The 22197-nt window shown below is 71.0% G+C and carries 22 protein-coding genes and 3 pseudogenes; 14 read left to right on the top strand and 11 right to left on the bottom strand.

Translation table 11 applies throughout. From position 1 onward, the window contains the following. The first annotated feature begins 244 nt into the window (after positions 1–244). Entirely contained in the window at positions 245–901 is a 657-nt protein-coding gene (locus PUR26_RS11485) for a DUF5701 family protein (RefSeq protein ID WP_329871758.1), read from the top strand. Positions 902–1012: 111 nt separating this feature from the next. On the opposite strand, the gene PUR26_RS11490 is transcribed toward PUR26_RS11485, so the two are convergent. Then, on the bottom strand, positions 1013–2530 hold the full coding sequence (locus PUR26_RS11490) for a SpoIIE family protein phosphatase (RefSeq protein WP_329871760.1): 1518 nt from the start codon (positions 2528–2530) through the stop codon (positions 1013–1015). Between the two features lie 368 nt (positions 2531–2898). Between PUR26_RS11490 and PUR26_RS11495 the strand changes: the two genes are divergently transcribed. Both PUR26_RS11495 and PUR26_RS11500 read left to right on the top strand, forming a co-directional pair. Further along, the gene (locus tag PUR26_RS11495) at positions 2899–3978 is read left to right on the top strand and encodes a tetratricopeptide repeat protein (protein ID WP_329871762.1); all 1080 of its coding nucleotides are present in this window, start codon (positions 2899–2901) and stop codon (positions 3976–3978) included. 634 nt (positions 3979–4612) lie between these two features. Next, a complete protein-coding gene (locus PUR26_RS11500) occupies positions 4613–5053 on the top strand; it encodes a hypothetical protein (protein ID WP_329871764.1) in 441 nt (146 codons plus the stop codon). A gap of 458 nt (positions 5054–5511) precedes the next feature. Here the strand turns inward: PUR26_RS11500 and PUR26_RS11505 are convergent, their stop codons facing one another. Further along, positions 5512–5712 carry a DUF1918 domain-containing protein gene (locus tag PUR26_RS11505; protein WP_329871765.1) on the bottom strand — a complete coding sequence of 67 codons (201 nt, stop codon included), beginning with the start codon at positions 5710–5712 and terminating at the stop codon, positions 5512–5514. Between the two features lie 303 nt (positions 5713–6015). Between PUR26_RS11505 and PUR26_RS11510 the strand changes: the two genes are divergently transcribed. After that, on the top strand, positions 6016–6588 hold the full coding sequence (locus PUR26_RS11510) for a hypothetical protein (RefSeq protein ID WP_329871767.1): 573 nt from the start codon (positions 6016–6018) through the stop codon (positions 6586–6588). Positions 6589–6885: 297 nt separating this feature from the next. On the opposite strand, the gene PUR26_RS11515 is transcribed toward PUR26_RS11510, so the two are convergent. Continuing rightward, positions 6886–7470, bottom strand: a complete 585-nt coding sequence (locus tag PUR26_RS11515) for a TetR/AcrR family transcriptional regulator (protein ID WP_329871768.1) — start codon at positions 7468–7470, stop codon at positions 6886–6888. Positions 7471–8014: 544 nt separating this feature from the next. On the opposite strand from PUR26_RS11515, the gene PUR26_RS11520 reads away from it, so the two are divergent. The 3 genes and pseudogenes from PUR26_RS11520 (at position 8015) to PUR26_RS11530 (ending at position 10455) form a co-directional block, all read left to right on the top strand. After that, positions 8015–8491 (top strand): LIC_13387 family protein, encoded by a 477-nt coding sequence (locus tag PUR26_RS11520; RefSeq protein WP_329871769.1) that lies wholly within the window; start codon positions 8015–8017, stop codon positions 8489–8491. A gap of 514 nt (positions 8492–9005) precedes the next feature. Continuing rightward, positions 9006–9635, top strand: coding sequence for a class I SAM-dependent methyltransferase (locus PUR26_RS11525; protein WP_329871771.1), 630 nt, complete (start codon positions 9006–9008; stop codon positions 9633–9635). Between the two features lie 44 nt (positions 9636–9679). Beyond that, positions 9680–10455 (top strand): annotated as a pseudogene (locus PUR26_RS11530) (transposase family protein). Positions 10456–10501: 46 nt separating this feature from the next. On the opposite strand, the gene PUR26_RS11535 reads toward PUR26_RS11530, so the two are convergent. Then, positions 10502–11128: a TetR/AcrR family transcriptional regulator gene (locus PUR26_RS11535; protein WP_329871772.1), complete on the bottom strand. Its 627-nt coding sequence runs from the start codon at positions 11126–11128 to the stop codon at positions 10502–10504. An 81-nt stretch (positions 11129–11209) separates the two neighbouring features. On the opposite strand from PUR26_RS11535, the gene PUR26_RS11540 reads away from it, so the two are divergent. Together PUR26_RS11540 and PUR26_RS11545 are read left to right on the top strand one after the other, a co-directional pair. Then, a complete protein-coding gene (locus tag PUR26_RS11540) occupies positions 11210–11599 on the top strand; it encodes a Dabb family protein (protein WP_329871773.1) in 390 nt (129 codons plus the stop codon). 230 nt (positions 11600–11829) lie between these two features. After that, a pseudogene (locus PUR26_RS11545) lies at positions 11830–11999 on the top strand (IS5/IS1182 family transposase); the annotation flags it as partial. A gap of 144 nt (positions 12000–12143) precedes the next feature. Here the strand turns inward: PUR26_RS11545 and PUR26_RS11550 are convergent. Both PUR26_RS11550 and PUR26_RS11555 read right to left on the bottom strand, forming a co-directional pair. After that, positions 12144–12575 carry a VOC family protein gene (locus PUR26_RS11550; protein ID WP_329871776.1) on the bottom strand — a complete coding sequence of 144 codons (432 nt, stop codon included), beginning with the start codon at positions 12573–12575 and terminating at the stop codon, positions 12144–12146. Positions 12576–12632: 57 nt separating this feature from the next. After that, positions 12633–12792: pseudogene (locus PUR26_RS11555) on the bottom strand (transposase); the annotation flags it as partial. A gap of 624 nt (positions 12793–13416) precedes the next feature. Between PUR26_RS11555 and PUR26_RS11560 the strand changes: the two are divergent. Next, positions 13417–13635 (top strand): hypothetical protein, encoded by a 219-nt coding sequence (locus PUR26_RS11560; protein ID WP_329871778.1) that lies wholly within the window; start codon positions 13417–13419, stop codon positions 13633–13635. Between the two features lie 54 nt (positions 13636–13689). Here PUR26_RS11560 and PUR26_RS11565 read toward each other — a convergent pair whose 3' ends face one another. From PUR26_RS11565 to PUR26_RS11575, 3 genes are all read right to left on the bottom strand, one after another. Next, positions 13690–14271, bottom strand: a complete 582-nt coding sequence (locus tag PUR26_RS11565) for a GNAT family N-acetyltransferase (RefSeq protein WP_329871779.1) — start codon at positions 14269–14271, stop codon at positions 13690–13692. 517 nt (positions 14272–14788) lie between these two features. Beyond that, positions 14789–15385, bottom strand: a complete 597-nt coding sequence (locus PUR26_RS11570; protein WP_329871781.1) for an SMI1/KNR4 family protein — start codon at positions 15383–15385, stop codon at positions 14789–14791. Between the two features lie 429 nt (positions 15386–15814). Next, complete coding sequence (locus PUR26_RS11575; protein ID WP_329871782.1) at positions 15815–16243, bottom strand: hypothetical protein; 429 nt, start codon at positions 16241–16243, stop codon at positions 15815–15817. Positions 16244–16444: 201 nt separating this feature from the next. Between PUR26_RS11575 and PUR26_RS11580 the strand changes: the two genes are divergently transcribed. From PUR26_RS11580 to PUR26_RS11595, 4 genes are all read left to right on the top strand, one after another. Continuing rightward, a complete protein-coding gene (locus PUR26_RS11580; RefSeq protein WP_329871784.1) occupies positions 16445–17038 on the top strand; it encodes a TetR/AcrR family transcriptional regulator in 594 nt (197 codons plus the stop codon). Further along, positions 17035–17877, top strand: coding sequence for an alpha/beta fold hydrolase (locus PUR26_RS11585; RefSeq protein ID WP_329871786.1), 843 nt, complete (start codon positions 17035–17037; stop codon positions 17875–17877). Before PUR26_RS11580 ends, PUR26_RS11585 begins: the two co-directional genes overlap by 4 nt. A 307-nt stretch (positions 17878–18184) precedes the next feature. Further along, positions 18185–19159, top strand: a complete 975-nt coding sequence (locus tag PUR26_RS11590) for a hypothetical protein (RefSeq protein ID WP_329871788.1) — start codon at positions 18185–18187, stop codon at positions 19157–19159. Between the two features lie 184 nt (positions 19160–19343). After that, complete coding sequence (locus tag PUR26_RS11595; RefSeq protein ID WP_329871789.1) at positions 19344–20054, top strand: hypothetical protein; 711 nt, start codon at positions 19344–19346, stop codon at positions 20052–20054. Between the two features lie 582 nt (positions 20055–20636). On the opposite strand, the gene yidD is transcribed toward PUR26_RS11595, so the two are convergent. Beyond that, positions 20637–21077 (bottom strand): membrane protein insertion efficiency factor YidD, encoded by a 441-nt coding sequence (gene yidD / locus PUR26_RS11600; RefSeq protein WP_329871791.1) that lies wholly within the window; start codon positions 21075–21077, stop codon positions 20637–20639. 353 nt (positions 21078–21430) lie between these two features. Further along, positions 21431–21964, bottom strand: coding sequence for a 2'-5' RNA ligase family protein (locus PUR26_RS11605; RefSeq protein WP_329871793.1), 534 nt, complete (start codon positions 21962–21964; stop codon positions 21431–21433). Positions 21965–22197: the final 233 nt, after the last annotated feature.

The following is a 22197-nucleotide window of genomic DNA, read 5'->3' on the forward strand; positions in this document are numbered from 1 at the left end:
CCTGCTCACGGCTGCTTCCGCATTCCAGCATCCCGAACTACGTCACGGCGCCGCTGTGTCCGGTGACGTCCCTGCCCCCCCACGGGATCAGCGGGGTCGCGGGACCTGCGAAGGCCGATGCAGGGGTGTCGCGCGGTCCCGACGCGCTTCGCCTGTGGCGGCACGGCCGCGCAGGGAACCCTCCGGTGGGCCCCGTCGTTCGACCTCAAGCCCACTGCTCCGGACTCCGAACCGAGAAGGTCCCTTGCCCGACACCTCGTCTTCCGTCACCGCGCCCCCGCTCCCGCCGCTCGCCACCCAGGCAGACCGTCTGATCGAGCTCGGGGTGCACGAACTCGCGCGGATGTCCGCCGACGATCTGCGCACCTTCGCCGAGAACGCCGGCCACGAAGACGGCGGCGCACTGCTCGCCGTCCACCCGGACCACGCCCCCGCCTCCGCCCTCGCATCGCTGCTCCGCCGTGACGGCAAACCCGGCTTCGTCGTCACCGACATGCCCGACGTCGACCGCTTCGCCCCCTGCACCGTCCAGTTGCCCGACGCTCCTCTGTACGTCCTCACCGGCCTCGACCGCGGCGACCACATGGCGAACTGGAGCCCCGACGAGGCACTGCCCGCACTCACCGGCGAGGACCGCACTCCGCTGCTGCTCACCGAAGGCATTCACTGGGTGCTCCAGCAGCCGGCGGTCCTCGAGCGCAACCACTGCTTCATGACCATCGGCTCCCGGCTGCGCAAGGCCAACGGTGCCCTCGACGCCCGCACCCCGGCGATCTGGATCAGCAACGGCACAGGGCGAGACGGCCGTGAGCGACGCGACGCCCCGAAGATCGGCTGGTGCTGGTGGGGCAACCGTCACACCTGGCTGGGCTTCGCCTCCGCCACGGGCCGCAGAGGCTAGTCATGCCGACCCGAAGCGTGGTTGAGCCGGTTGCCGGCCGCCCGGGACGGGGAGGGGTGCGCCGCGACAGCGTGCCGGGGCGCCGGTTCACCGCCGGGCATCGGGGGCGGATCAGAAGCGGCTGGTCTGCCCGTGGGCCGGACCGGGTCCGGTGCGGGCGATGAGCAGGGCGACGTCATCGTGGTTTCCGGGGTGGCGCAGGGCGTTCAGCAGCAGGTCGCAGGTCTCCTCCAGCGAGCGGCCAGGGTTGTCGAGCGCCTCGAGGAGGCAGTTGAGGCGGGTGTCGATCGGCTGGTCACGCACCTCGACGAGGCCGTCGGTGTAGAGGATGAGCTGGTCACCGGGACCGATGTCCAGGCAGGTGGTCCGGAAGGCGACGCCGCAGCCGCCCAGCGGGGCGCCGGTGGGCAGGTCGAGCAGTTCCCGTGTGCCGTCCGGGTGGAAGAGCACGGGTGGCAGGTGTCCGGCAAGGGAGAGGTGGCACTGGGCGGCGGCAGGGTCGTAGACCGCGTAGACGCAGGTCGCCAGCGTGTCGAGACCGTCGGTGATGTGGTCGAGGTGGTGCAGCACCTGGGCAGGGCTCAGATCGAGATCGGCCAGGGTCCTTGTGGCGGTGCGAAGCTGTCCCATGGTGGCGGCGGCTGTGACGCCGCTGCCCATGACGTCGCCGACGACGAGGGCGGTCTTGTCGCCGGTCAGGGGGATGACGTCGAACCAGTCGCCGCCGATTTCGACAGCGGCTTGTGCGGGGCGGTAGCGAAAGGCGATGTCCAGGCCCGGCCGCCGTGGTGGCGGGTGGGGCAGCAGGCTGCGCTGAAGGGTGAGGGCGGTACGGCGTTGCTCTTCGACGGCGCGGTGCCGGTCGGTGACGTCCACGCTGGAGGTGGCGACCCCCAGGATCTTCCCGTTGGGGGATTCGAGCCGGTAGAACGAGATCGACCAGGCGTGATCGTGGTCCGGGTCGGCCGGGGTCCTGCCGACGGTGTACTGGTCCACGACCGGGACGCCGGTGGTGAGGACCTCGCGCATCGCCGTCGCGAAGGACGCGTCCAGGAACGGCAGCACTTCATGGACGTGGCGGCCGACGTGCTCGGCGGCGGGCACGCCGTTCATCCGTTCCTCCGCGGGATTGACGGAGATGTAGCGCAGATCGGTGTCCAGCAGGCCCAGCCCGATCGGCGACTGGGTCACGAGCTGGGCCGCGAGGGCCAGGTCCCGCTCCATCCGTCGCAGTGTCGCCTGGTCCGTCGCCAGGCCCAGTGCGTAGTAGTCGTGCTCGTCGTCCTGCAACCGCATGTTCCGGAACTCCACCAGCCGCGTGCTGCCGTCCTTGTGCCGGACGGGCACGACCCCGGCCCAGTCCGCGCCCTCGTCCATGACCTGGGCGAACAGCTCCAGCACCGTCTCCAGGTGCTCCTCGTCGATCAACAGGTGACCCGCATACCGCCCCAGCGCCTCCTCGGCGGAGTAGCCGAAGAGAGTCTCCGCCTGCGGGCTCCACAGATCGATCTTGCCCTTGGCGTCGAGGAGGATGGCGGCGACGTTCAGGACGTCGAGCAGGCCGCCGAGTTTCGATGGCACCGGGCCCGACGCGGGAGGACCGTCCTGCGCGGAATCGCCTGTACCCATCTGCGGTTCTCCTTCCGGCCGCTGATCACGCGGCCAACGCGAGCCGAAGACGGCACCGTGAGCCGGCCGGTCGTGCCCCGGCTCTTCCATCGTCCACCCGCGCCGCCTGCACGCATACGAAACGGACTGTGACGACAGTGCACAAGACGTCACCGAGCCGGAGCCGACAGCCGATACGGATCAGGAACGAACTCGACACGCCCCGGCTTGGGCCATGGCACAGCTGCCGACCGGGCCACTGCGACGGTGGCAGGGCGCTCTCCACACGGCGAAGACGCTCCGCCCCTCGTCCCAGGCTGTTCGCCGCCCGTCGGCTCGCCGAGGCAGCTTCCGAGTCCGGCCCGGAGGGACGGGCGACGGCACTGGCATTGCTGCAGCCGTTCGCGGCGACCGGCTGGTGGCCTGCCGTCGACACCGTCGCCGGGCTGCTCGCCGACTGGGAGCGGGAGGAGGAGGCCATCGGGTTGCTGCGCCCGCTCGCCGGCACGGGGCACCGGTACGCCCTGCGTGCTCTGGCCCGGCTGCTCGCTCGGCAGGGACACCTCGACCAGGTCGTCACCCTCCTCGGCCCGCGGGCCGGGGACCTCCTGCTCGCCGGGGAGCTGGTGGAGCTCGCCGCGGGCAAGGGCCGCGACGCCGGGATCGCCGCGCTGCTCTCCGCTGCTGGGAACGGCCCGACGCACCCGTTCGGTCGCTGGAGCCCGGAGGCCATGGACACCGTCCCCCTGCACGCCAGGTTTCTGGAGCTCCAAGGCCGGATCGACGAGGCGATCCATCTGCTGAACAGCCACGTCTGTGTCGAGGGTGTCGTGTACGCAGACCACGCCGAGCAGCTTGCCCGTCTCCTGGGCCGCCATGGACGAGAGGCCGAACTGCGCGCATTCCCGGCCGACGGAGGCGAGGAGTACGCCCTGGCCGCCCTGGCCGAGCTGCTGGAGGAACAGGGCCGGATCCCGGAAGCGGTCGTCCTGCTCGGGCAGTCCGCCGGGACCGGGAATCCCCATGCTGCCTCCGGCCTCGCCGAGCTTCTCGCCCGCCACGGCCGCCAGGACGAGGCGGTGGCGGTGCTGCGCACGGCCGCGGAGAAGGCCGGCGGCGACTGCGACTGGCTTGTCCACCTGCTCTGCCGCATCCTGGTCGATGCCGGGCGGGCCGACGACGCCCTCACCTGGATCGACGACCACTACACCCGCCACTGCCGCGACCACCAGGAGCAGGCGTCCATGAGGGCCGAGGTCATGAAGGCGAGCGGCCGTGCCGTGGACGCCGAAGCGGAGCCGGCCGGGTTCTCCGGCTCCGACGAGGAGCTCCTGCGTTCCGCGACGGTGGACGCTGCCGTCGCACTCGCTGAACGCCTGGTGCGGCGAGGCCGGCCGCAGGAGGCCGTCGCTCATCTCCGTGATCGCCTGGACGGTCCGAAGGCGGTGCGCGGGCATCCCCCGCGATGACCGGCTTCTTGGCCTGGGCCGTGGACGAGCCTGGATCTCCCGTGGTGACCGGCAGCTGCACTCCCCCGGCGTGCCCACATCCCGGTACGGGTCCAGCCGCTCGCTCTTCCCGTCCAGGCGCCTAACGGGTCGGCCGGGTCCGGACCCTCCGGCGTGCTGCTCGACCGCAACCGCGAGAGCATCCCTTTTGCGCGTTCACCACGTCGGCCTGCGGCCGACCAGGAAGCGTCGGGGTATGCCTGACAAATCATCACCACGGTGGCTGGGCGGCGGGGACGGTGCTGTCGTGGGTGCGGGAGACGGTGCCGTCGTGGGCGCGGCAGGCGGGGTTGGTGACGGATGCCTTCGGGGTGCGGCGCCTTGCAGCGGCTCGGCCGGGTGTGCTGGCCGCTGGCGCCCTTTCTCGCGTTCGCCGTCGCCCGTCCGGGCGAAGGCTTTTGGCCCCGCCCCCCGGTCTCCCTCACAATCCGGGCCGCCAGGCTCTCTCCGGCGAATGGTCCTTGGGCAGCGGCCGCCCGGCCGTCCGTCGGGTAAAGTGACTCCGCTTCGCCTCCCCGTGGCAGAGAGCCCGAGGACGAGGTGCCAGCGGGTGCAGAGGTGGAGGGCTGTTGTGTCGGGGTGCCGGACCGAGTTGGTGGACCTGCCGGTTTCCTTCGAGCGGCCCCTGCGCCTCTTCACCTACGTCATCGCGCACAGTCAGGTGCTGTTCCGCGGTGAAGGGGACACCGATGCCGGGCTGACCACCGTGGAGATTCTGTTCACGGATGTCGGCGCACTGTCGATCCGCGATCACTACCAGTCGCTGACCATACGGCTGGCCACCGGGCCGGAGGAGGAGCAGCTGCGGGCTGCCGACCGTCGTCCTTGGCACGACTGGCGCGCGTTCATTCTGGAGGCCGGGCCCGGCAGCAACGGCCACGTGATCGCCGGCGGGATGTTCTGGGCAGAGAGCTCCGCCCCTCCCGGTTACCGCAGTTTCCTGATACCCAGCTACGACCTTCCTCAGTTCTGCCCTGATCGGCCGCCGCTGCCTTCCGATCCGGCCACCATCTACACCCCCTATCCTCGGCGTTAGTCCCTCACTGCACGTCACCCCCCTCAGTGAGCATGGGCGCCGGCCGGTTGCCTCTGCCTCTGCCCCTGCCCCTGCCCCTGCCCCTGCCCCTGCCCCTGCCCCTGCCCCTGCGAAACGGAACAACCGCTGCCGTACGGGCAGCCGACAGCGCAACTGGCCGGCACCGACCTGGACGTGGTCGAGGAGCAGCCGCCCCCGACCGGGCAGATCGAGGCGGCTGTCGCGCTGACGGTGCCTTGAGCATCAGGAGCACACCGGCGTTTGGCCAAGCCCGCTTTCCCCGGCTGGACGCGGGCGAGGGGCAGGCGAGGAGCGCCACACATCGATGCGAGGTGGTGCATCGTCAAGTGAAGCAGGCGAGACGTCCTGAGCGGCTGGGCCCGCAGGACGGCATTGCCACGACGGCCCGACCGCTCAGGCGGATGCCACGACGCCCGTGGTACAGAACGCCTGCTGCCTCAGCCCTGGTCCGAAGCCTTGCGGTGGTCGATCACAGAGTCCGGTCCAGGAGCCATGATCGTTTCGTGGCCGTTCTCTGCGCGTACACGGTAGGGCGGGGTTCCGTCGGGCCCCAGCACCTCGACAATCTCCACGACATGGTCCTGCTTGCCGACGACCCGGCCGTGCACCACAAGGCGGTCACCCTTGCTCGCGTGCATAGTCAACTCCTCTTCGACTGGATTCCCCTCCACGCAGCCGCAGGCGCGCCACACCGGCGTGAGGGGCCAGCAGTCCACTACCCGTCCGGGAACGGGAAGTACCGTTCGCTCTGGCTGCCCGCACCCGGATGGCCGAGCGTCGACGAAGGCCTCGCCGGTCCGCTCCTGGGCGAGAGGGGCGGAGCGGTGGCGGTCCACCCATGTGCTCGCCGAACAGTGGCAACAGTCCGCGGGGTGGAGCGCGGCTCTGGGTTCGGCAGATGCGGCCGCCGGACGGTCAGCGCGATTCAGTACGGTTCCTCCATGGCAGATCAGCGTCATCAGGAGGCGTCCGGTGCCCAGCCGGGCAGCGAGCAGGACGCCGTACACGTCGCGGCCATGGTCGAGGAGGCGTTGCCCCGGACGGCCGTGTTCGCGTGCGCTGCCTGCGGCGCTGTGCTGACGGGGCCGCTGAAGCGTCTGCCCGCAGTGCCCGAGGTTCCCTTCTACGCGTGGTGGGAGGCGGAGGAAATGGGACCGTCGCCGGCCACTGTGCCGCTGGGCTGCTACGCGATCGAGACGGAACCGTACGACCCGCCCCTCGTCGTTGCCGGAATACCCGGCCCTGCGACGCCGCGCCGTGGGACGCTCCACGACATCGACGGGCAGCCGCTGGCCTCCCGAGGGCCGCGAGGCAATGTCGTCATGAACCCGGAGGACTCCCGTGGGCTGACGACGCGTCACGCCTCCTCCGCATGCTGCGGGGCGACTCCCGATGGCGGGCTGAACCAGGTCTGCGCCTGCGGAACACTGGTCGCGACCCTCTGTTCCGACTGCTGTCTGCCATATGAGCTGCGCCTCTCACCTGACCACGTCCGTGCTCTGCCAGTCCGCTGATCCAGCTCCGAGCGCCTCGCCGGTTGTCCGAGCGGAATTCCGGCTCGGAGGACGGGCGGCTGGCAGCGAGGCCGTGCGCCGTGCTCGACTTCCTCGTCGACCAGGTTGCACGACGGCAGCGCCGGAGCGGGAGGACCGGACGACTGTCAGCTCACCGATCGCCTGAGTACCGGTGGCCAAGGGCTGCCCCGTGCCGGGCGCGAGCCGGGTCGCTCGCACTGACAGCCGCGTGCACACGATCCCGAGGCGATCGCCGGACCGCACACGGTCTCGCGCTGACGCGGTCGTCGGCTGCGGTCAGGTGGAGAGCGCGGCTTCGAGCATGCGCCGGACCACCGTGGTCAGCTCGGTCACCTCGGGCAGCGGGCGGGTCGCGGCGAGCGCGCCGGCGAGCCGGTCGTACAGCAGGCCGTCGGTCCAGGCGACGAGCAGATCCGCTGCCGGCACCGGACGCGGGGCTCCGAGCGCTGCCAGCAGGGCGACGGCCCTTGACCGTGCGGCGTCGCCGGCGGTCTGCAGGTCGGCACGCAGCTCCGGCCGACGGGTTGCCTCCAGGCTGAGCTCGAAGCGGGCGAGCTGGCGCTCGCGTGCCGCTGTCAGCCAGTGGTGCAGCAGAGCGGCCAGCGCGCCTGCTGCGGAGTCCAGGTCCGGACCCCCTTGGTCCGCCGCCCAGCGATCCACGTCGGCTACCGAGAGCTCGGCCAGGCGCAGGTAGCAGGCGTTGATCAGAGCGCTGCGGGTGCGGAAGTAGTACGACGTGCTGCCGGCCGGCAGGCCCGCGGCGGCGTCGACCGCCCGATGGGTCAGGCCGCGCAGCCCGGCAGTGGCCACGGTGCTGATCGCGGCGTCGGCGATCAGGTCTCGGCGGTCAGGGACGGACATGCCCGCACTCTACAGATGTAGAGTGCGGGCATGCTGTCTCTACAGGTGTAGAGGCTGCGGAGACGGGGGGCGGTCGACATGAGGGTTCGGCATGGCGTTGTGGCCGGAGGCGGCATCGGAGGCCCGACTGCGGCCATGGGCCCGAACCGCCCCGGACGGCGCGTCACCGTGTGCGAACACGCCTCCTTACGATCGGCCGGGCTCGGCGACGCCGCCCACGCGATGATCCCCGACTTGAGCCCATGCAGCTCCGAGGGCAGCAAGGACGCCGTGGTCGCGGCGCAGCTCCTCGCGCCCGCCGATGACGGCCCGGCCACGCTCGCCGCCTGTACGAGATCCGGATACCGGCGGATCTCCCGGATCAGCCGCCGCTCCCGGCGCATCGGCGAACTCGCCCGGCTCTCCCGCCCACTCGCCGCGCCCATCAGGAACCTGGCCGTACGAGCCACGCCGCAGGCGCTGGCGCCGAGCCCCCTGGACGCGGCCTTCAGCCGGCCACCACCCTCGGCCCCGCCCTCACACCCAGCCACGTCAAGGAGTAACGGTGAACCCCACAGTCACACCCCGCCCCCCTCGCCTGGCGGATTCCGTCCGGCCCTTCGTGGTCGGCGCCTACGGCTTCGTCTTCCTGGGCGTCGGCCACCTCGGCCTCTCCGCCGCGTTGGCACTGGCCGGCCAGACCCCGCAACAACGTGAGACCGACAGTGTCATGCGGGAGGCCACCCTCACCCTGCTGGGTCTGGAACGCACGGTCCTTGATGTTTTCAACGGCATCAGCATCACCATGGCCCTCTTCATCATCGCCTGCGGCCTCCTGGTCCTCGTCGCCGTCCGTCACGCCCCCGCCCTTGTCCAGCGCCGCACCGCCTTCGGATGGACAACCCTCACGGTCTCCCTGGCCGTTCTGGCGATATCCGTCCTCTTGCTGCCGCCTCCGCCGATCATCATCCTCACCATCACCAGCTGCGCTTTCGCCCTGTCCCTGCGCAGGGCGGTCCCTGCCGCTCGCGCGGCCTCGTGAGGTGTCGCAGGTCATGAGGGGTGTACGGGCGATCCACACCCCCTCCCTGCCGGAGACGTCGTCAAGGGAGAGGCGGAAACGCCGCCGCGGTCCGGGTCGAGCGGCCGTGGCGCGCAGTCCGCTCCGGCGCGCTTTCAGCGACCTCAGGGACCTTGGCGACCTTGGCGGCCTTGGCGGCCTCAGCGGCGGAGTGGATCCGCATGCTGCAGCCTGCCTGTCCCTTCCGCCCATGGGATCGCCGTGCGCATGACCGAGTCTTGAGTGATCGACGACGGCAGGGTGTGCCGGTGTCGTCCGACCCGGTCGATGCATCGTCGACAGCGTTGCGCTGCTCGTCCGCCTCGGCATCGGACGTGGGCGGGGCCCACCTCCGGCGAGGCCTCGCCGCGGGCGGTGCCCGGTCCGGCCCCCCATCCGTTACGGGGGGCCCACCGAAGGAGATGGCGCGCAAGCGGTGGGGGCGGCACGGGGGCGGAGAAGCCGCGACGGTGCGCGGATGCTAGCTTCCTCTCCCGTGACGGAGCACCAGGACGAGACCAGGGCGGCCTACGACGGGATCGTCGAGCTGTACGCGTCGATGTTCGCGAATCGGCTGGAGACCCAGCCGTTCTCGCGGAACATGATCGGCACCTTCGCCGAGCTGGTGCGCGGGACGGGGAACCCCCGGGCAGCCGACATCGGGTGCGGACCGGGACATCTGACGGCCATGCTGCACGACCTGGGGCTGGACGCCTTCGGGATCGACCTCTCCCCAGCAATGGTCGACCACGCCCGGCGGGCCCATCCGGCGCTGCGGTTCGACGAGGCACGCATGGAGGCGTTGCCGGTCGGGAGCGCCACGCTCGGCGGAGTGCTGGCCCACTACTCGATGATCCATACCCCGCCTGAGGAATTGCCCGCGCTGCTCGCGGAACAGGTACGTGTCCTGGCCCCAGGGGGTCTGTTCCTGGTCTCGTTCTTCGCGACCGACGGGCCGGAGCCGGTCCGCTTCGACCACAAGGTGACGCCCGCCTACAGCTGGCCGGTGGACCGGTTCGCCGGATTGCTTGCCGGGGCCGGGCTCGTCACGTTCGCCCGGCTGCTCCACGACCCGGCCTCCGAACGGGGCTTCCTCGACGCCCACTTGCTGGCCCGCCTCCCCTGAAGGCTGTCTCGTGACGCGGTGAGCCGGTCGGCGTCGGGTTGGTCGTGCAGGTACTCTCCGCTCGACGGGCCGTGGTGATCCAGGCGTTCACCGGGCTGTGTCCGGCTCAGTTCCAGCGTTGGCGCAGGCGGTACGGATCAAGGGCGGACGTGCTCCTACGCCGTCACGGCCCGGCCGGCCGTGGGCACTGGGCCTGGAGGACCGGGTCTGCCGGTGGCGATGTACCACCGCACTGGCCTCACGACGCGGCAGCCAGCGCCGCTCTTCGGGATCTCCCCGGCAGCGGTCGGCCGGATCATCGACCGGCACAGCCCACTGCTCGCCCTCGCCCGGGCCCGCCGCAAGCCGAAGGCAGATGAGGCCGTCATCGGCGATGGCACCCTGGTACCCACCCGTGACCGCAGCGTCTCGACCTCCTCGAAGACCTACCGCTACCCGGCGAACCCACAGGTGCTGGTGCATGCCGACACTCGTCTCGTGCTGGCCGTCGGCCGCCCGTTACCGGGTAGCCGCGACGACTGCACTGCCTTCACCGAGTCCGGCATCGACAGCGCCCGCGGCAGGGCCACCGTCCTCGCCGACGGTGGACACCAGGGCACCGGCGCTCTCATCCCGCACCGTCGCAAGGCTGGCCAGGACCGGCTCGAAGGCTGGAAGGACGACCACAACGCCTCACACCGCCGGGTGCACGCCCGCGTCAAGCACGCCTTCGCCCGGATGAAGACTGGAAGATCCTTCGGGACTGCCGTCGCCGCGGTGACGGCTCCACTGGGCCGCCAGCGGCATCGCACGTCTGCACAACCTGGCCCTCGACCAGTGAAAGGCGCGCCCCTGCGCCCCTGCGAGAGCTGAGCACAGGTTGGGGGTCAATTTCCGTAAGCGCGCAGGAAGACGTTCATCGCAGTATCAGCGACGGTGTCCGGGACGGCGTCGGGGCGGTACTCCAACGGGCCGGTGAGCAGGGAGAGGAAGTGCTCGGCGGCGAGCTCCGGGTCGCACGGGCGCAGGCGGCCGGCGAGAGCCAGGCGGGCCAGGCGGTCAGCGAGGGCGGAACGTACCCGTAGGGCTGTGCGCTCACGTACGCTCGCCGCCAGGTCGGGGAATTGGGCCGCCTGGGCGCAGGCCAGTTGCCGCACGGCGCGAGCGTCTTCGTTGCGGAACGCCTGGAGCAGGCCGTGGGCCACGGCCGTGAGTGACACGCGCGGGTCGCTGTCCGCGGCTGCCTCGCGCAGTTGCTCGACGATGGCGAGGCTCTGTGCGCCGACCCGGTCGGCGGCGGCCTCCACGGCCTCGCGGTAGAGGCTCTCCTTGTCGTTCAGGTGACTGTAGACGGTCGGCTTGGCGACACCCGCCTCCTGCGCGATCTCCTTCACGCACGCCTGGGCGTAGCCACGTCGCGTGAATACCGCGAACGCGCCGTCCAGGATCGCCTGTCGCCGCTCGATCCGTCCACGGGCGGGACCCCCGCCCCCGGTTGACACTTCTGAACCCATGGGTTCAGTGTAGTGGCTGAACCGGTTGGAACGAATTTCTGAACCAGTGGGTTCAGTCTACATGGGAGGGGTGGGACAGACATGATCGTCCACATGCTGCGCTTCACGTTCAAGGAGACCGCGACCGAGGAGGAGCGCGAGCACGTACTCGCGGTGATGCGGCGTACGGCCTCTGTCGAGTCGGTGTCGTTCTCGACGGTGGGCCAATGCCTCGGCGATCCCGACGGTTTCACCCACGCCTACTGCGTGGGCATCACCGACCTGCCGGCCCTGCGGCGCTACATGCACGACCCGGTTCACCTGGCCGGCGACCCGCAGATCATGCCTTACCTGGCCAGGATCGCCATCGGCCCTGACCTGTCCGACGACATGGCGCCCGCCCTGGCCCGGGACATCCTCGCCCTGCATGAGGAGAAGGTCGCGCTCTATCCGGAGTGGGCCGCCGAACTCGGCCCGCTGCTGGCGGCCTGAAGGAGCCCGACGCCAGCAGTCGGCACCGCACCTTCCCAGTGCCCCACCGCAGTAACGGGACAGCCTTTAGCTTGATCGTTGGCCTTCGTACTGGACGTGTGTGTTCCTTGGTCGGAGCAGGTGTTCAGACGAAGGCCGCTTCTGCGTACGGCGGTTACCGAACCGAGTGATCAAGTGCGACGCACCGCTCGACGCCGCACGTTGAGATCACGTTGGAACGCCCCCACTGACAGCAGGCCCACGACAAGAGCCACAAACGGGCTCGCGCCCGCGTCGAGCATTCCTTCGCCCATATACAGATATGGAAGACCCTGCGCGACCGCCCCTTGAGAGGCGACGGTGTGCGCCACGCGCGATGTACGGCGTTGCCGGCCTGCGCAACCTCGCCCTCACGAGATGACTTCCGCCGTGTGCGGGACCTGAGAGGTCCACGGGAGACCGGCCTTGGGGAACGTCGGGGCAGCCGATATCAGCTGCCCCGATGTTCCCCAAGGCCGGAGACGACTCCCCACCTCGCAGTCCTGGAGGAGATTCAGGCGAGGATTCAGCTGAGGCAGAACTCGTTGCCCTCGATGTCCTGCATCGTGATGCACGACTCGTTGACGCCATCGGCGCGCTGCGTCAGCACGTGTTTCCCGCCGAGCGCCATCAGCCGTGCGCATTCGGCCTCGAGAGTGGCCAGGCGCTCGTCACCCACGAGCCCTGTGCCGACCCGCACGTCGAGATGCACCCGGTTCTTGACGACCTTGCCTTCGGGAACTCGCTGGAAGAGCAAGCGCGGGCCCACACCCGAGGGATCGGTGCACGCGAAGTAGATCTCATCCTCGGGCGGCAGCGAGCGGTGGTACTCCTCCCACGTGGCGAAGCCCTCCGCGACCGGCGGTACGACGTACCCCAGCACCTCGCACCAGAAGGCGGCGAGGCCCGCAGGCTCCGCACAGTCGAAGGTCACTTGGAACTGCTTGATCGTTGACATCGGCGCACGATAACAAGGCCCTGCTCATCTCCCCAGGTCGAGAGGTCCGCACGCTGTCGCGAGAGCCTGCCGCAGCCGGTCCGCGTCGACCCGGCCCTGGGCGAGTGCGGCGTAGACCCCCCCCATGACCACGGCGGTGTTCGCCCACCAGCGACAGCTCGACCAGCGATCTCACCGGCCCGTCCCCGCACAGAACCGCCTCCGCCAGCTCGAACAACGCACCCGAAGGGGCGGCGGAAGGCGCCGGCTACGGGCCTTGACGCTTGCGTTCGACGCCCGCCCCGGCAAGAGTTCCGTCCCGCGGGCGCCGTTCGGGGCGATGTCGTGGGACAAGTCGTCGGAGCAGGGGCAGGACAGAGCGATGTGTGTGATGGACGCGGCGGTCAAAGAGGCTGCCGTCTCCCGGTTCCTCCGCGCGAGCGCGAGTGTGACCCCCGGCGAAAAGACACCACCGTCGTCCTGACCCCCGGAAGCACGGGATGACGGACGGCGGCCGGTGCCATCGGCGAGCCGTACGTGGGTGGCGGGGTGCCGGCCGCGAGGCGGGTCGGCCGGTCCCACCACGGCGTGACACGGCGTGAGCGTGACACGGCATATGGGTACCGGTCGCGGGGCAGCGGTCGGCAGACCGGGATCGTCGGCCCCAGCGCGGTTGTCCCGGTCAACCAGAAGCGGCAACCGCCCAGGTCACGCACCTGATCGGCCGGTGGAAACCGGCGCGCGACACCCGCCTCTCCCCAGGTCCAGCGTCATCCGTTCGGAGTAATCATGTGTGCTTGCGAGCGCACCGTGTGGCCATCCTGGGAACACCCGAACGGGCTAACCCCGAGAGGAGCAAGCCATGCGTGTTCGACGACTGTTCGGCCTGGCCCTCGCAACCCTGGCCTTCGCAGCAACGAGCGCCACCGGGTCCTTCGCGGCCGGGACGGCCACACCCCAGGTGTCCTGGGGGGACTGCAAGTACGGCGGCGGCTATCCGACGAAACACAGCAGCGGCTACTGGTACTGCCACGGCGGCACCTACGACGGGCAGCGGCTCTCCGGCAGCGGCGGCTACTGACCGCGCACGACCCAGGGTCGTCGGCTCACCCCCGACGACCCGAGGCGCGTCCGGTCAGCCGCGTGGTCCCAAGATCCGAGCCGGTTCCGCCGACGAAGGCGTGACCGAGGACCACACGCCGAACCACTGCTCGGCGCCGTATTCCTGGAACCGCTCCACCTCGGTGAACCCCAGCTTCGCCGCGAGGCGCATCGCGCGGCCGTTGGCAGTCCGGGTGCAGAGGACCACCGGCTCGCCGGGAAGTGTGTCGGCGAACCGGCCGAGTACCGCCGCGCACGCCTCGGCGGCGTACCCGCGTCCCCATGCTTCCGGCAGGAGCATGTAACCGAGCTCGGCCTCCCCGGCCTCCGGACGCACATGACCCGGACGCTCCGCTTCGCGCCGGTCGAGCGTGATCATGCCGATCATCGCCCCGTCGAGGTCGATCACGAAAAGGCCGGGGCGCCGCCCGGGCACCGCGGGCACCGCCCGTTCGAGCTCATCCCGCGGTCGCGGGCCACCCACGTAGGCGCCCACCTCCGGCGATGCGAACAGCTCGATGAACGCCGCACGATCTCGGGCCTCGGACTCGCGGAGCAGGAGCCGTTCGGTCCTTATCGGGGCAGGCGGGCAGGTGACAGGTCCGAGTCCAGTCATGGCGGCCAACCTATCGCACGCCCGTGGGAGGGATCCGGAAGAGACGGCCTGGCCCTCGGGACCACCGCCGGCCATGAGGTTCGGACTCGCAAGCTGTCCACGGCCCGGTCGTCCAGGTCCAGAAGGCCGGCACGGCGCAGCTCGGCCGGCAGGGCCGCGTGCGGACGCGTCGGGACGTGGAGTCTCGGGCCAGTCCCGCAGCCGGCGCCACGTCGTCACCCCCGAGCGGCCCCCGGCCCCCGCGGGGACCTCGCGCCGCAGGGGACCGCTCCGCGGCACGTGGAGGATGCCGACGAGGGCTGCCCGGCCGGCAGCGCGCGGTCGGCTCGGCATCGGCGCGCAGGCGGGCCGCCTGCTCGGTGATGGCGGTACTCCGCGTCCGTGCGGCGCAGGCCCGTCGCGGCGGCCAGTCCGTCGGTGCACCGATCACGGTCGTCCCCGCTCCCCCCGCATCGACCGCTTCGCAGCTCCTTCCCCGCCGCACCAGGCGTGTGACGAGTCCGGTGGGCAGCGTCGTTCAGGTGCGGAGGGAGGCCGGCGTGCCATCCGGTACAGAATCACCAGCGGAGCTGTCGAACGAGCTGCCCGAAGTGAGGCCCTCCACGAAAGAACGGAAGTCACCTGCCAGGACGAGCTCGGCGCCGAGGTCGTTCTCGAACCATGTGACCGGGGGCTCGCCCTTCGGCCCACAGCCGCGATAGTCGAGGCCGATCCAGCAGTGCCCGTCGCCGGAGAGCAGCACAAGTGGCCCTCGCATACCCCACTCCTCTACCAGGTACGGGGTGTCGAGCAGGGAGGTCGTCCCGTCGCGTCGCCCGATGCCCATCAGGAAGTCGAAGGGCACGTGGTCCTGGCTCCACGAGGTCGGCCGGCTCGTGGGGAAGGCATCGTGTGCAGCAGCCACGATGCCGCCGTTCTGCATCCGCAGAAGGTCGAGGAGAGCCGCAGGCAGCGTCACACCGAGCGCACGCTCGGCCTCTTGCACCATCTCGTCCGTCAGACGCTTCTGGACGCCGTGATCACCGTCGTCCCAGAACGTCGCGATGACCTCTTCGAATAGCGGCATGACACGCAGCCTACGACTCAGCCGCACCCCCCTGAGCAGCAGGATCATCTCCTGCTGCGGAAAGGGGCCGTCGCGGGGCCGCTGCCGTGGCCGGGACGGACACCACTGTGCCGCGTGCCGACGGCTACGGCGTCGAGGCCCGACGCGCACGTCGATGGGCCCATTCCCAAGCGACCGGGCAGTAGCTTCTTATCGCCCCCCAACTCGCCTCGCTCCGCCTCCTCGCCCGGGTGGGGCCCTTCTCCTACGCCGGGTCGTTCCCGGCCGCATCCGATGGGCTCCCGACCCCCCGGGGCGACGCCGGTCCCCGGCCCGGCCGGGCTGGCCGGTGTGGCCGGCCGTGTCCATGTCGTCGCCTTGGCAGGCCGGCACCTTGCCGCATGTCTCGCGATCGGTCTGGGGAAAGGCCGGCGGCGCGCATCGATCAGGCAGCCCGGCGTTCGGCGGAAGCTGCGCGGCCGCCTGGTCGTGGATCGCTCAGCCGCCGGTCTCCCAGCGCCAGGCCCCGCCTCGGCAGACGAGCGCCGAGCCGCCGTCGCGCACATGGAGCGTGTCTTCCGTCTCGTCCCACGTCATCCGAAGGACCTCGTCGAACGGCTCACCGCGCAGGAACCGCTTCCACAGCGGTCCGGCCGGAGTCCCCGGCGTGAGGAGCCGCAGCGAGCGCGCCTCCTCCAGCACCAGCGTCATCGGGCCCAGTGGACGGTACGGCTCGGTCGGTGACTCGGCGTACGCCCCGGCGAACGCGAGCTCCGCTCGGAGGGTTTCGCCCGAGGGCTCTACGGTGAGCCGGAATCCCTCCGATTCGATATCCATCTCCCCTATGCCGGGAATGCGCCAGCCGGTGATCTCCCGCCCGGCTGGGCCGGGCTCCTCGTCGAGCAGCGGTGTGCACTCATGCCACACGGAACAGGCCTTTCTCTCGGAAGGGGTACGTCATGGATCAGGACGCAATCAGATACCACTCCGCAACCGCGCACAGGTGCTGGGTGCCGGCGGGCCGAGGCGCCTGATCCATCCGCGCCCAGCAGGCGAGCGACTCCGCCCAGTTGACATCCCTAGGACCCCTAGTTTAAAACTAGCACTCCTAGGAACTAGGGAGGGTGCATGGCGCGGGCAGGACTGACGGCGGAGCGGGTGACGATCGCGGGGGCCGAGCTGGCGGACGAGGTCGGGCTCGACCAGGTGACCATGGCGCGGCTGGCGCGGCGCCTGGGCGTGAAGGACGCGAGCCTCTACACGCATGTCCGCGGCCTTGAGGATCTGCGCGGCCGCATCGCGCTGCTGGCGGCGGACGAGAAGACCATCCGCATCGCGGAGGCGACCTCCGGGCGGGCAGGCAGGGACGCACTGGTCGCGTTCGCCTGCGCCTGGCGGGAGTACGCCCACGCGCATCCGGGCCGCTATGCGGCGACACAGACCCCGATCCGGATCGACCCCGAACTGGCCGCGAAGGCCCCTGGACCACGACGCGCGGTCGAGCTGACGTACGGCATGCTGCGCGGCTACGGACTGGCCGAACCCGACCTGACCGACGCGGTCCGGTTGCTGCGCAGCACCTTCCACGGCTTCGTCGCCCTGGAGGCCGCGGGCGGGTTCGGACACGAGCGTTCACCACAGCAGTCCTGGATCCGCGCACTCGACGCCCTCCACACGCTCCTGGAGCACTGGCCCCCGTCCCGAGAAGGTGACTCCGCATGACCGGTCCGACCATGGGCAGCCTGCGCGTGAACGGCGCGACCCTGCACTACGAAGTGCGCGGCCGGGGCCCGCTCCTGCTGCTGATCCCAGGAGGGACGGGCGGTACCGCCTCCTTCGACGACATCGCCGACGACCTGGCCGCCGCGTACACCGTCGCGACCTATGACCCGCGCGGTATGTCCCGGAGCACGCTGGACGACCCCGAGGCCGAGCAGCACGTGGCGGAACACGCCGACGACGCCTTCCGGCTACTGGAACTGCTGTCGCCCGGTGAGCCCGCGCGTGTCTTCGCCTCCAGCTCGGGCGCGATCGCCGCCCTGCACCTGCTCACCACTCATCCCGAGCGCGTCGAACGCCTCATAGCGCACGAGCCGCCGGTGGTGGAGGTCCTGCCGGACGCCATCGAACATCGGGTCCTCATCGCGCGCGTGCAGGCAACGTTCCGCGCCGAGGGGCTCATGCCGGCGATGGCGGTGTTCGCCGCGGGCCTGAAGAAGGACGGCGACACCACCGGGCCCAGGGCCGAGATCGAGCTCCCGCCGCAGGCGGCGGCGCGGGTCGAGCGGACCATGGCCAACCTGCCCTACTTCGTCGGACGCATCGTGCCGAGTTTCATGTCCTACTCCCCTGACATCCACCGGCTGGAGGCCCTGTCGGACCGGCTCGTGCTCGCCTGCGGCCAGGACTCACGCGGCGAGCTGCCCTACCGTCCGGCCGCATTTCTGGCCGAGCGCCTCGGCACGGAACTCCTGCTCTTTCCCGGCGGGCACACCGGCCTCACCACGCACCCCACCGAGTTCGGCGAGCTCCTCCGAAAGGTCTCCCGCGTCCAGACCTGAATATGGCGCGCCCGGATCGCCGCCCATCCCGGAATGGTCACTGAACCTCACACCTGCGGCTGTCCGCTCGTGGGAATGCCTATGGGCGCTGTGCCGCTGTTCCGCTGCTTCCCGGGCAGCGGATGAGTCATCGGACCTGACGGGATCGGCGCCGCCGCGGAATCCCGGGATGCCCGGGTTCATTGGACCCATCAGCCGTCTCGCCGGCTCCGCCGCGTCCGGGTCACGCGCGGAAACGTCAAGCCAAAAAGGCGGGAACGCGCCATAAATCTCGATAGGTAGCGTTTCGTAATGAATAATAAGATTCGTGCCGCACCTGGAGTCTCCGAACACGGCGGGTTCCCGTAAGCAGCTCTCCCCGGAACGTTCGCTGCTGGCGTCGGTCGTTTCCGATCCCGGGCACCTCCCCGAAGTGCTCGCCGACTTCGCCGTCCGCCGGATCGGCCCGGCAGTGCCCGGGACGATCGCCGGGCTTCGGCGGGACCACCCCGACGCCACCGACGAGGAGCTCTGGGCCCGGGTGGTCGCCATCGGCCGACGGGCCGTCGTATCGGAGGGATCCCTCGTGGGCGGCCCGTTCCTCGTACTCATCCCCCTCGCGTTCTGCGCGGCACTGCTCAGACAGGCACGTACGGTCCTGGAGCTGGCCGCCCTCGATGGCCGCGATCCCATGGCGAACGCCCGCGCCGCTGAACTCCTCGTCCTCCAGGGGGTGTACGCGGACACCCGGCGGGCGCAGGACGCGCTCGCCCGGACGACCGGACCTGCCGCCGGGCCACCTGCCCGCTGGAGGCGATGGGTGGCCTTGTGGGACGTCACCCTGCGCATGGCCCACCTCCTCGGAGTGCTCGCGCCGGGCGACGAGGACCGGGGCGCGGGCGGGCGCGTACGCCGGGTCGCCGTCCAGGTGTGGCGATGGTTGCTCCTCGGCGTGGTGTTCCTGGTCGGAATGGTCGCCCCCCTCGTCTGGCTGCCGTATATGGCGGTGGCCTACCAGCGCGCCGACGCACGCCTGGCGGGACGCGTCCTCGCCTTCTACTTCGCCGATACCGCGCCCGCCCTGCGGTACCGGATCTCCCGCCCCGAACCGGACGTGGCGGCGGCAGCACTCCGCGCGCTCCTCTCCCTCCTCGTGCCGCTCGTCCTGACCGCCGTCACCTTGCTGACCGGCCTGAGCATCGCCGGCAGCCGCTGGCCGGTCCTCGGCATCACCCTGGCCGCGGCGTCCGCCGCGGTCGGCGCGCTCTGGTACCGGCACCGCCACAGGCGCCGTCGACACTGAGACGAACAGACGGATCCCGCGGCCCGCCTCTTCCATGGGCTTCTGCCCGTGCCGCGCGCGGTGTCGCCCAGCACGGCGCGGCGCGTTTGCCCCGTACTGCCGTCGGGCCTCCCGTAAGCTTCTCTTGATCGTTTTCGACGTCGGGGGGACATGGGGCATGGACAGGCGCGGCGCGAGGAATTCGGTGGCGGCACTGGCGGTGCTCGGCGCCCTCGGGACGGGATGCGGGCCGGGGGCCGGCGAAACGGCGTCACCCGCCTCCGTCTCCGCTGCCTCCGGCACACCGGGCGCATCCGCCTCCGCGAGTACGGCTCCCGGGCCGGTCACGGGCAGGCTCGCGCCCGATCCGGGCACCCGCCCCACCGCCGTCGGGCTGCCCGTGATGGAACAGCTGGAGTGCGAAGAGGGGAGCTCCACGTTCCGCTTCGGTGGCGGCTGGGACCTTTCCCTCTCCGGCACGGACGAGCTGTCCCCGCGGTCGAGCGACGCCGACGAGACCGTGACCACCTGTCAGGGCTTTCCGCCCATCGAACTGACCAAGTCCGGCAGAACCGTGGCCGCGCCGGACCTCATCGCCCGTACGGAACTCTTTCGCACCGTGCCGGACCCGGTGGCCGCCGTACAGAAGGCGGTCGCGGCCTCCCTGCCGCCCGGTGGACAGCGCAGAGCAGTTGGCGAGCCGACCGTCGTGGCCGCCGGAACCCTGGCGCTCGCCTGTCGGCACAACCTCGCCGACGGCTTCCCGATGACGAGTTGCTTCTGGGCTGACTACGGCGCGGTCGGCACGATCGACTACTTCCCGCCCGGCGGCACACGGCACTTTGCCATGAGGCAGGCGGTCGAGCGGACGAAGGAGTTCGCCGGCACCGCCCTGCGGAGCACCGGCGTCCGCTGACACCCGGCTGTGCGTACCCCGCCCGCTCAGGTGGATGCCGAGCCTCCACCCGGACCGACCGCATGCACGCACGCACTGCCCCTGCCTGAGCCCTCGCCCCCGGCCAGAGCGAGCCTGCCCAGCAGCATGCGCAGTCCGACGCCCGCGATGTCGACCGGCGCCCCGTCGTCGGCGAAGGCCCGCACCGGCCCGAGTACCGCGCTCCGTGTCCCCGACGGTCCCCCGCACCCGTTGTCCCGTCAGCTCGCAAACCTTCCACCTCAACCCGGCAACGCTGCCTGTACACGTGCTTGCTGGTCGGTGCGGGGCAAGTGCCGCGAGCACCGTTGCCGGCTCACGCGGGCCGCGGAACGGGATGCCGAGCGTGAGAATCGCCCCAGGGGAGATCGTTCGCTCCAGGAGACACGGTCGCCTTCGCTCAGGTCCATACCGCCGTGCCCCAGGCGGCCGGGATGCTCTCGGTGAGGCGTGGCAGAACCCCTTCGGAGTGACGCGACGCGGTCGTGGACATTCCGGCGTTCCAGCCCCTGGAACGCGGATCTCCGGCTCCAAGCCCCTGGCGGACGTCCGCCGGGGTCCGGGTCAGCTGCGGCCCGGCGGCACCGGGTCCCGGAAGTCCCGGCGGCGGGCGGCACCGGGCCGGCAGCGCAGCAGGCGCGCCAGGACCAGCCGGCCGCCGCGGAGAGCCCCGTGGCGGTGGAGCGCCTGCACCGCGTAGGTGGAACAGCTCGGGGTGTAGGGGCAGCACGGCGGGCGGGTCGGACTGATCGCGACGCGGTAGTGGCGGATGGACCGGTACATCGCGGCGGCCACCCTTCCGCCCGGAGGAGGCGCGACGGGGTCGGCGCCGTGGCCGACGGTCGTGAGCGAAGGGCGCAGAACGGCGAGCAGCAGGGCCGCCTGTATCCCCACGCCGCCGCAGCAGCACGGGTGCGTCAGCGTGTCGAGCGTCGTCGCGCAGCACCCCTCGCGCTCCTCGCCCGCCGCGTTCCCCCTCCGAGCGTGTTCACCGCTTCGTGCCACTGCTCGCCCTCCCCCATCGCAACACAGAGAACGATCATACGAGGAATGGGACGCGTCAGGTTCCCCGGACCGCGCAGGCGTCGAGAGCAACGACATGCCCGTGATGAGCTCCGGCGCTGTTCGCACCCGGCGCTCCGGATCGCGCAGCGCCCTTCCGCCCAGGCCGCGCCCGAGGGCGGTGTCCGGGCCCCGCCAGGCACACGCCTGGACGACGCAGGCGGGCGCAGGCTGGTCCGGTACCGGCTCGGTCGCGCGTTCACAGGAGGTCGCGTCGAGACATCCTTGGCGATCCCGGTCGCTGCCTTACGAGTGCGATGCCCGGCCAGGGCGGCCGCACCGGCGGGGACGTTCGGTCACGGAGCGGAGGACAGGATCTCCAGTGCTCCGCTCTCGGTGTCGTAACTGCGCAGGGTGACGAGCTGCGCCGTCAGCGGCGGTTGCGGCAACAGCTCGGGTACCCGCCGATCGGCGAACGCGCCTGCTCGCCGTGTGCGGCCGAGCGTGACGTGCGGACGCCAGCGGCCCGGCTCGTGGAAGGGATTGAGGGAGTCGGGCGGACTGTCCGAGGCAACCACCTCCCACACCCGGCGGTGAAGGGCGGTCAGCGCCGCGTCGGGGTCCAGCGCCCACGCCAGCACCGAGGTGGGGCGCTCGAAGCGGACCACGCCGGTGAACCGCACGGGCAGCGGCAGAGCGGCAGCCACCTCGGCGAGCTCCCAGCGGATCGGGGCGGTCAGCTCCGGGCAGGCGGCCAGGGTGAGGTGCGGGCTGTTGGTCGGGCTGCGGTGACGCGCCTGGCTGGGCAGCCCCGCGTCCGCGAGCCGCCGCCACGCCTCCCGGATCGCGAGGTCCGCCGCCTCGTTCAGCAGGAGCTCGACCGTACGCACCGGCGCAGCGTACCGGGGGCCGGTCCGGCGGTCCACGCACCAGGACGGGTCGGACCCCGGTGCGTGGCCACGTCGTCCCCCTCGGCCGGTCCGCCCCCGCGCCGGGAGTCCTTCTCCACGTCCGGACGGGCCTGTGGACGCCTCGCCGTATCTGCTTGTTGGTGGGCTCGGCGCAGCAAGCCCGCACATGTGCACCAAGCTCCTGACGCAGGAGTCTGGCTGGGAAGTGCGCG

It is taken from the genome of Streptomyces sp. SP18CS02, from assembly GCF_036322365.1.
Lineage (GTDB): Bacteria > Actinomycetota > Actinomycetes > Streptomycetales > Streptomycetaceae > Streptomyces.

Bases quoted from the DNA above. Each gene is read 5' to 3' on its own strand.
- PUR26_RS11580 (WP_329871784.1), top strand. From the start codon at position 16,445: ATGGCGCGGGCAGGACTGACGGCGGAGCGGGTGACGATCGCGGGGGCC.
- PUR26_RS11550 (WP_329871776.1), bottom strand. From the start codon at position 12,575: ATGTCAACGATCAAGCAGTTCCAAGTGACCTTCGACTGTGCGGAGCCT.
- PUR26_RS11585 (WP_329871786.1), top strand. From the start codon at position 17,035: ATGACCGGTCCGACCATGGGCAGCCTGCGCGTGAACGGCGCGACCCTG.
- PUR26_RS11570 (WP_329871781.1), bottom strand. From the start codon at position 15,385: ATGATCCTGCTGCTCAGGGGGGTGCGGCTGAGTCGTAGGCTGCGTGTC.
- PUR26_RS11515 (WP_329871768.1), bottom strand. From the start codon at position 7,470: ATGTCCGTCCCTGACCGCCGAGACCTGATCGCCGACGCCGCGATCAGC.
- PUR26_RS11510 (WP_329871767.1), top strand. From the start codon at position 6,016: ATGGCAGATCAGCGTCATCAGGAGGCGTCCGGTGCCCAGCCGGGCAGC.
- PUR26_RS11490 (WP_329871760.1), bottom strand. From the start codon at position 2,530: ATGGGTACAGGCGATTCCGCGCAGGACGGTCCTCCCGCGTCGGGCCCG.
- PUR26_RS11565 (WP_329871779.1), bottom strand. From the start codon at position 14,271: ATGACTGGACTCGGACCTGTCACCTGCCCGCCTGCCCCGATAAGGACC.
- PUR26_RS11535 (WP_329871772.1), bottom strand. From the start codon at position 11,128: ATGGGTTCAGAAGTGTCAACCGGGGGCGGGGGTCCCGCCCGTGGACGG.
- PUR26_RS11540 (WP_329871773.1), top strand. From the start codon at position 11,210: ATGATCGTCCACATGCTGCGCTTCACGTTCAAGGAGACCGCGACCGAG.
- PUR26_RS11505 (WP_329871765.1), bottom strand. From the start codon at position 5,712: ATGCACGCGAGCAAGGGTGACCGCCTTGTGGTGCACGGCCGGGTCGTC.
- PUR26_RS11560 (WP_329871778.1), top strand. From the start codon at position 13,417: ATGCGTGTTCGACGACTGTTCGGCCTGGCCCTCGCAACCCTGGCCTTC.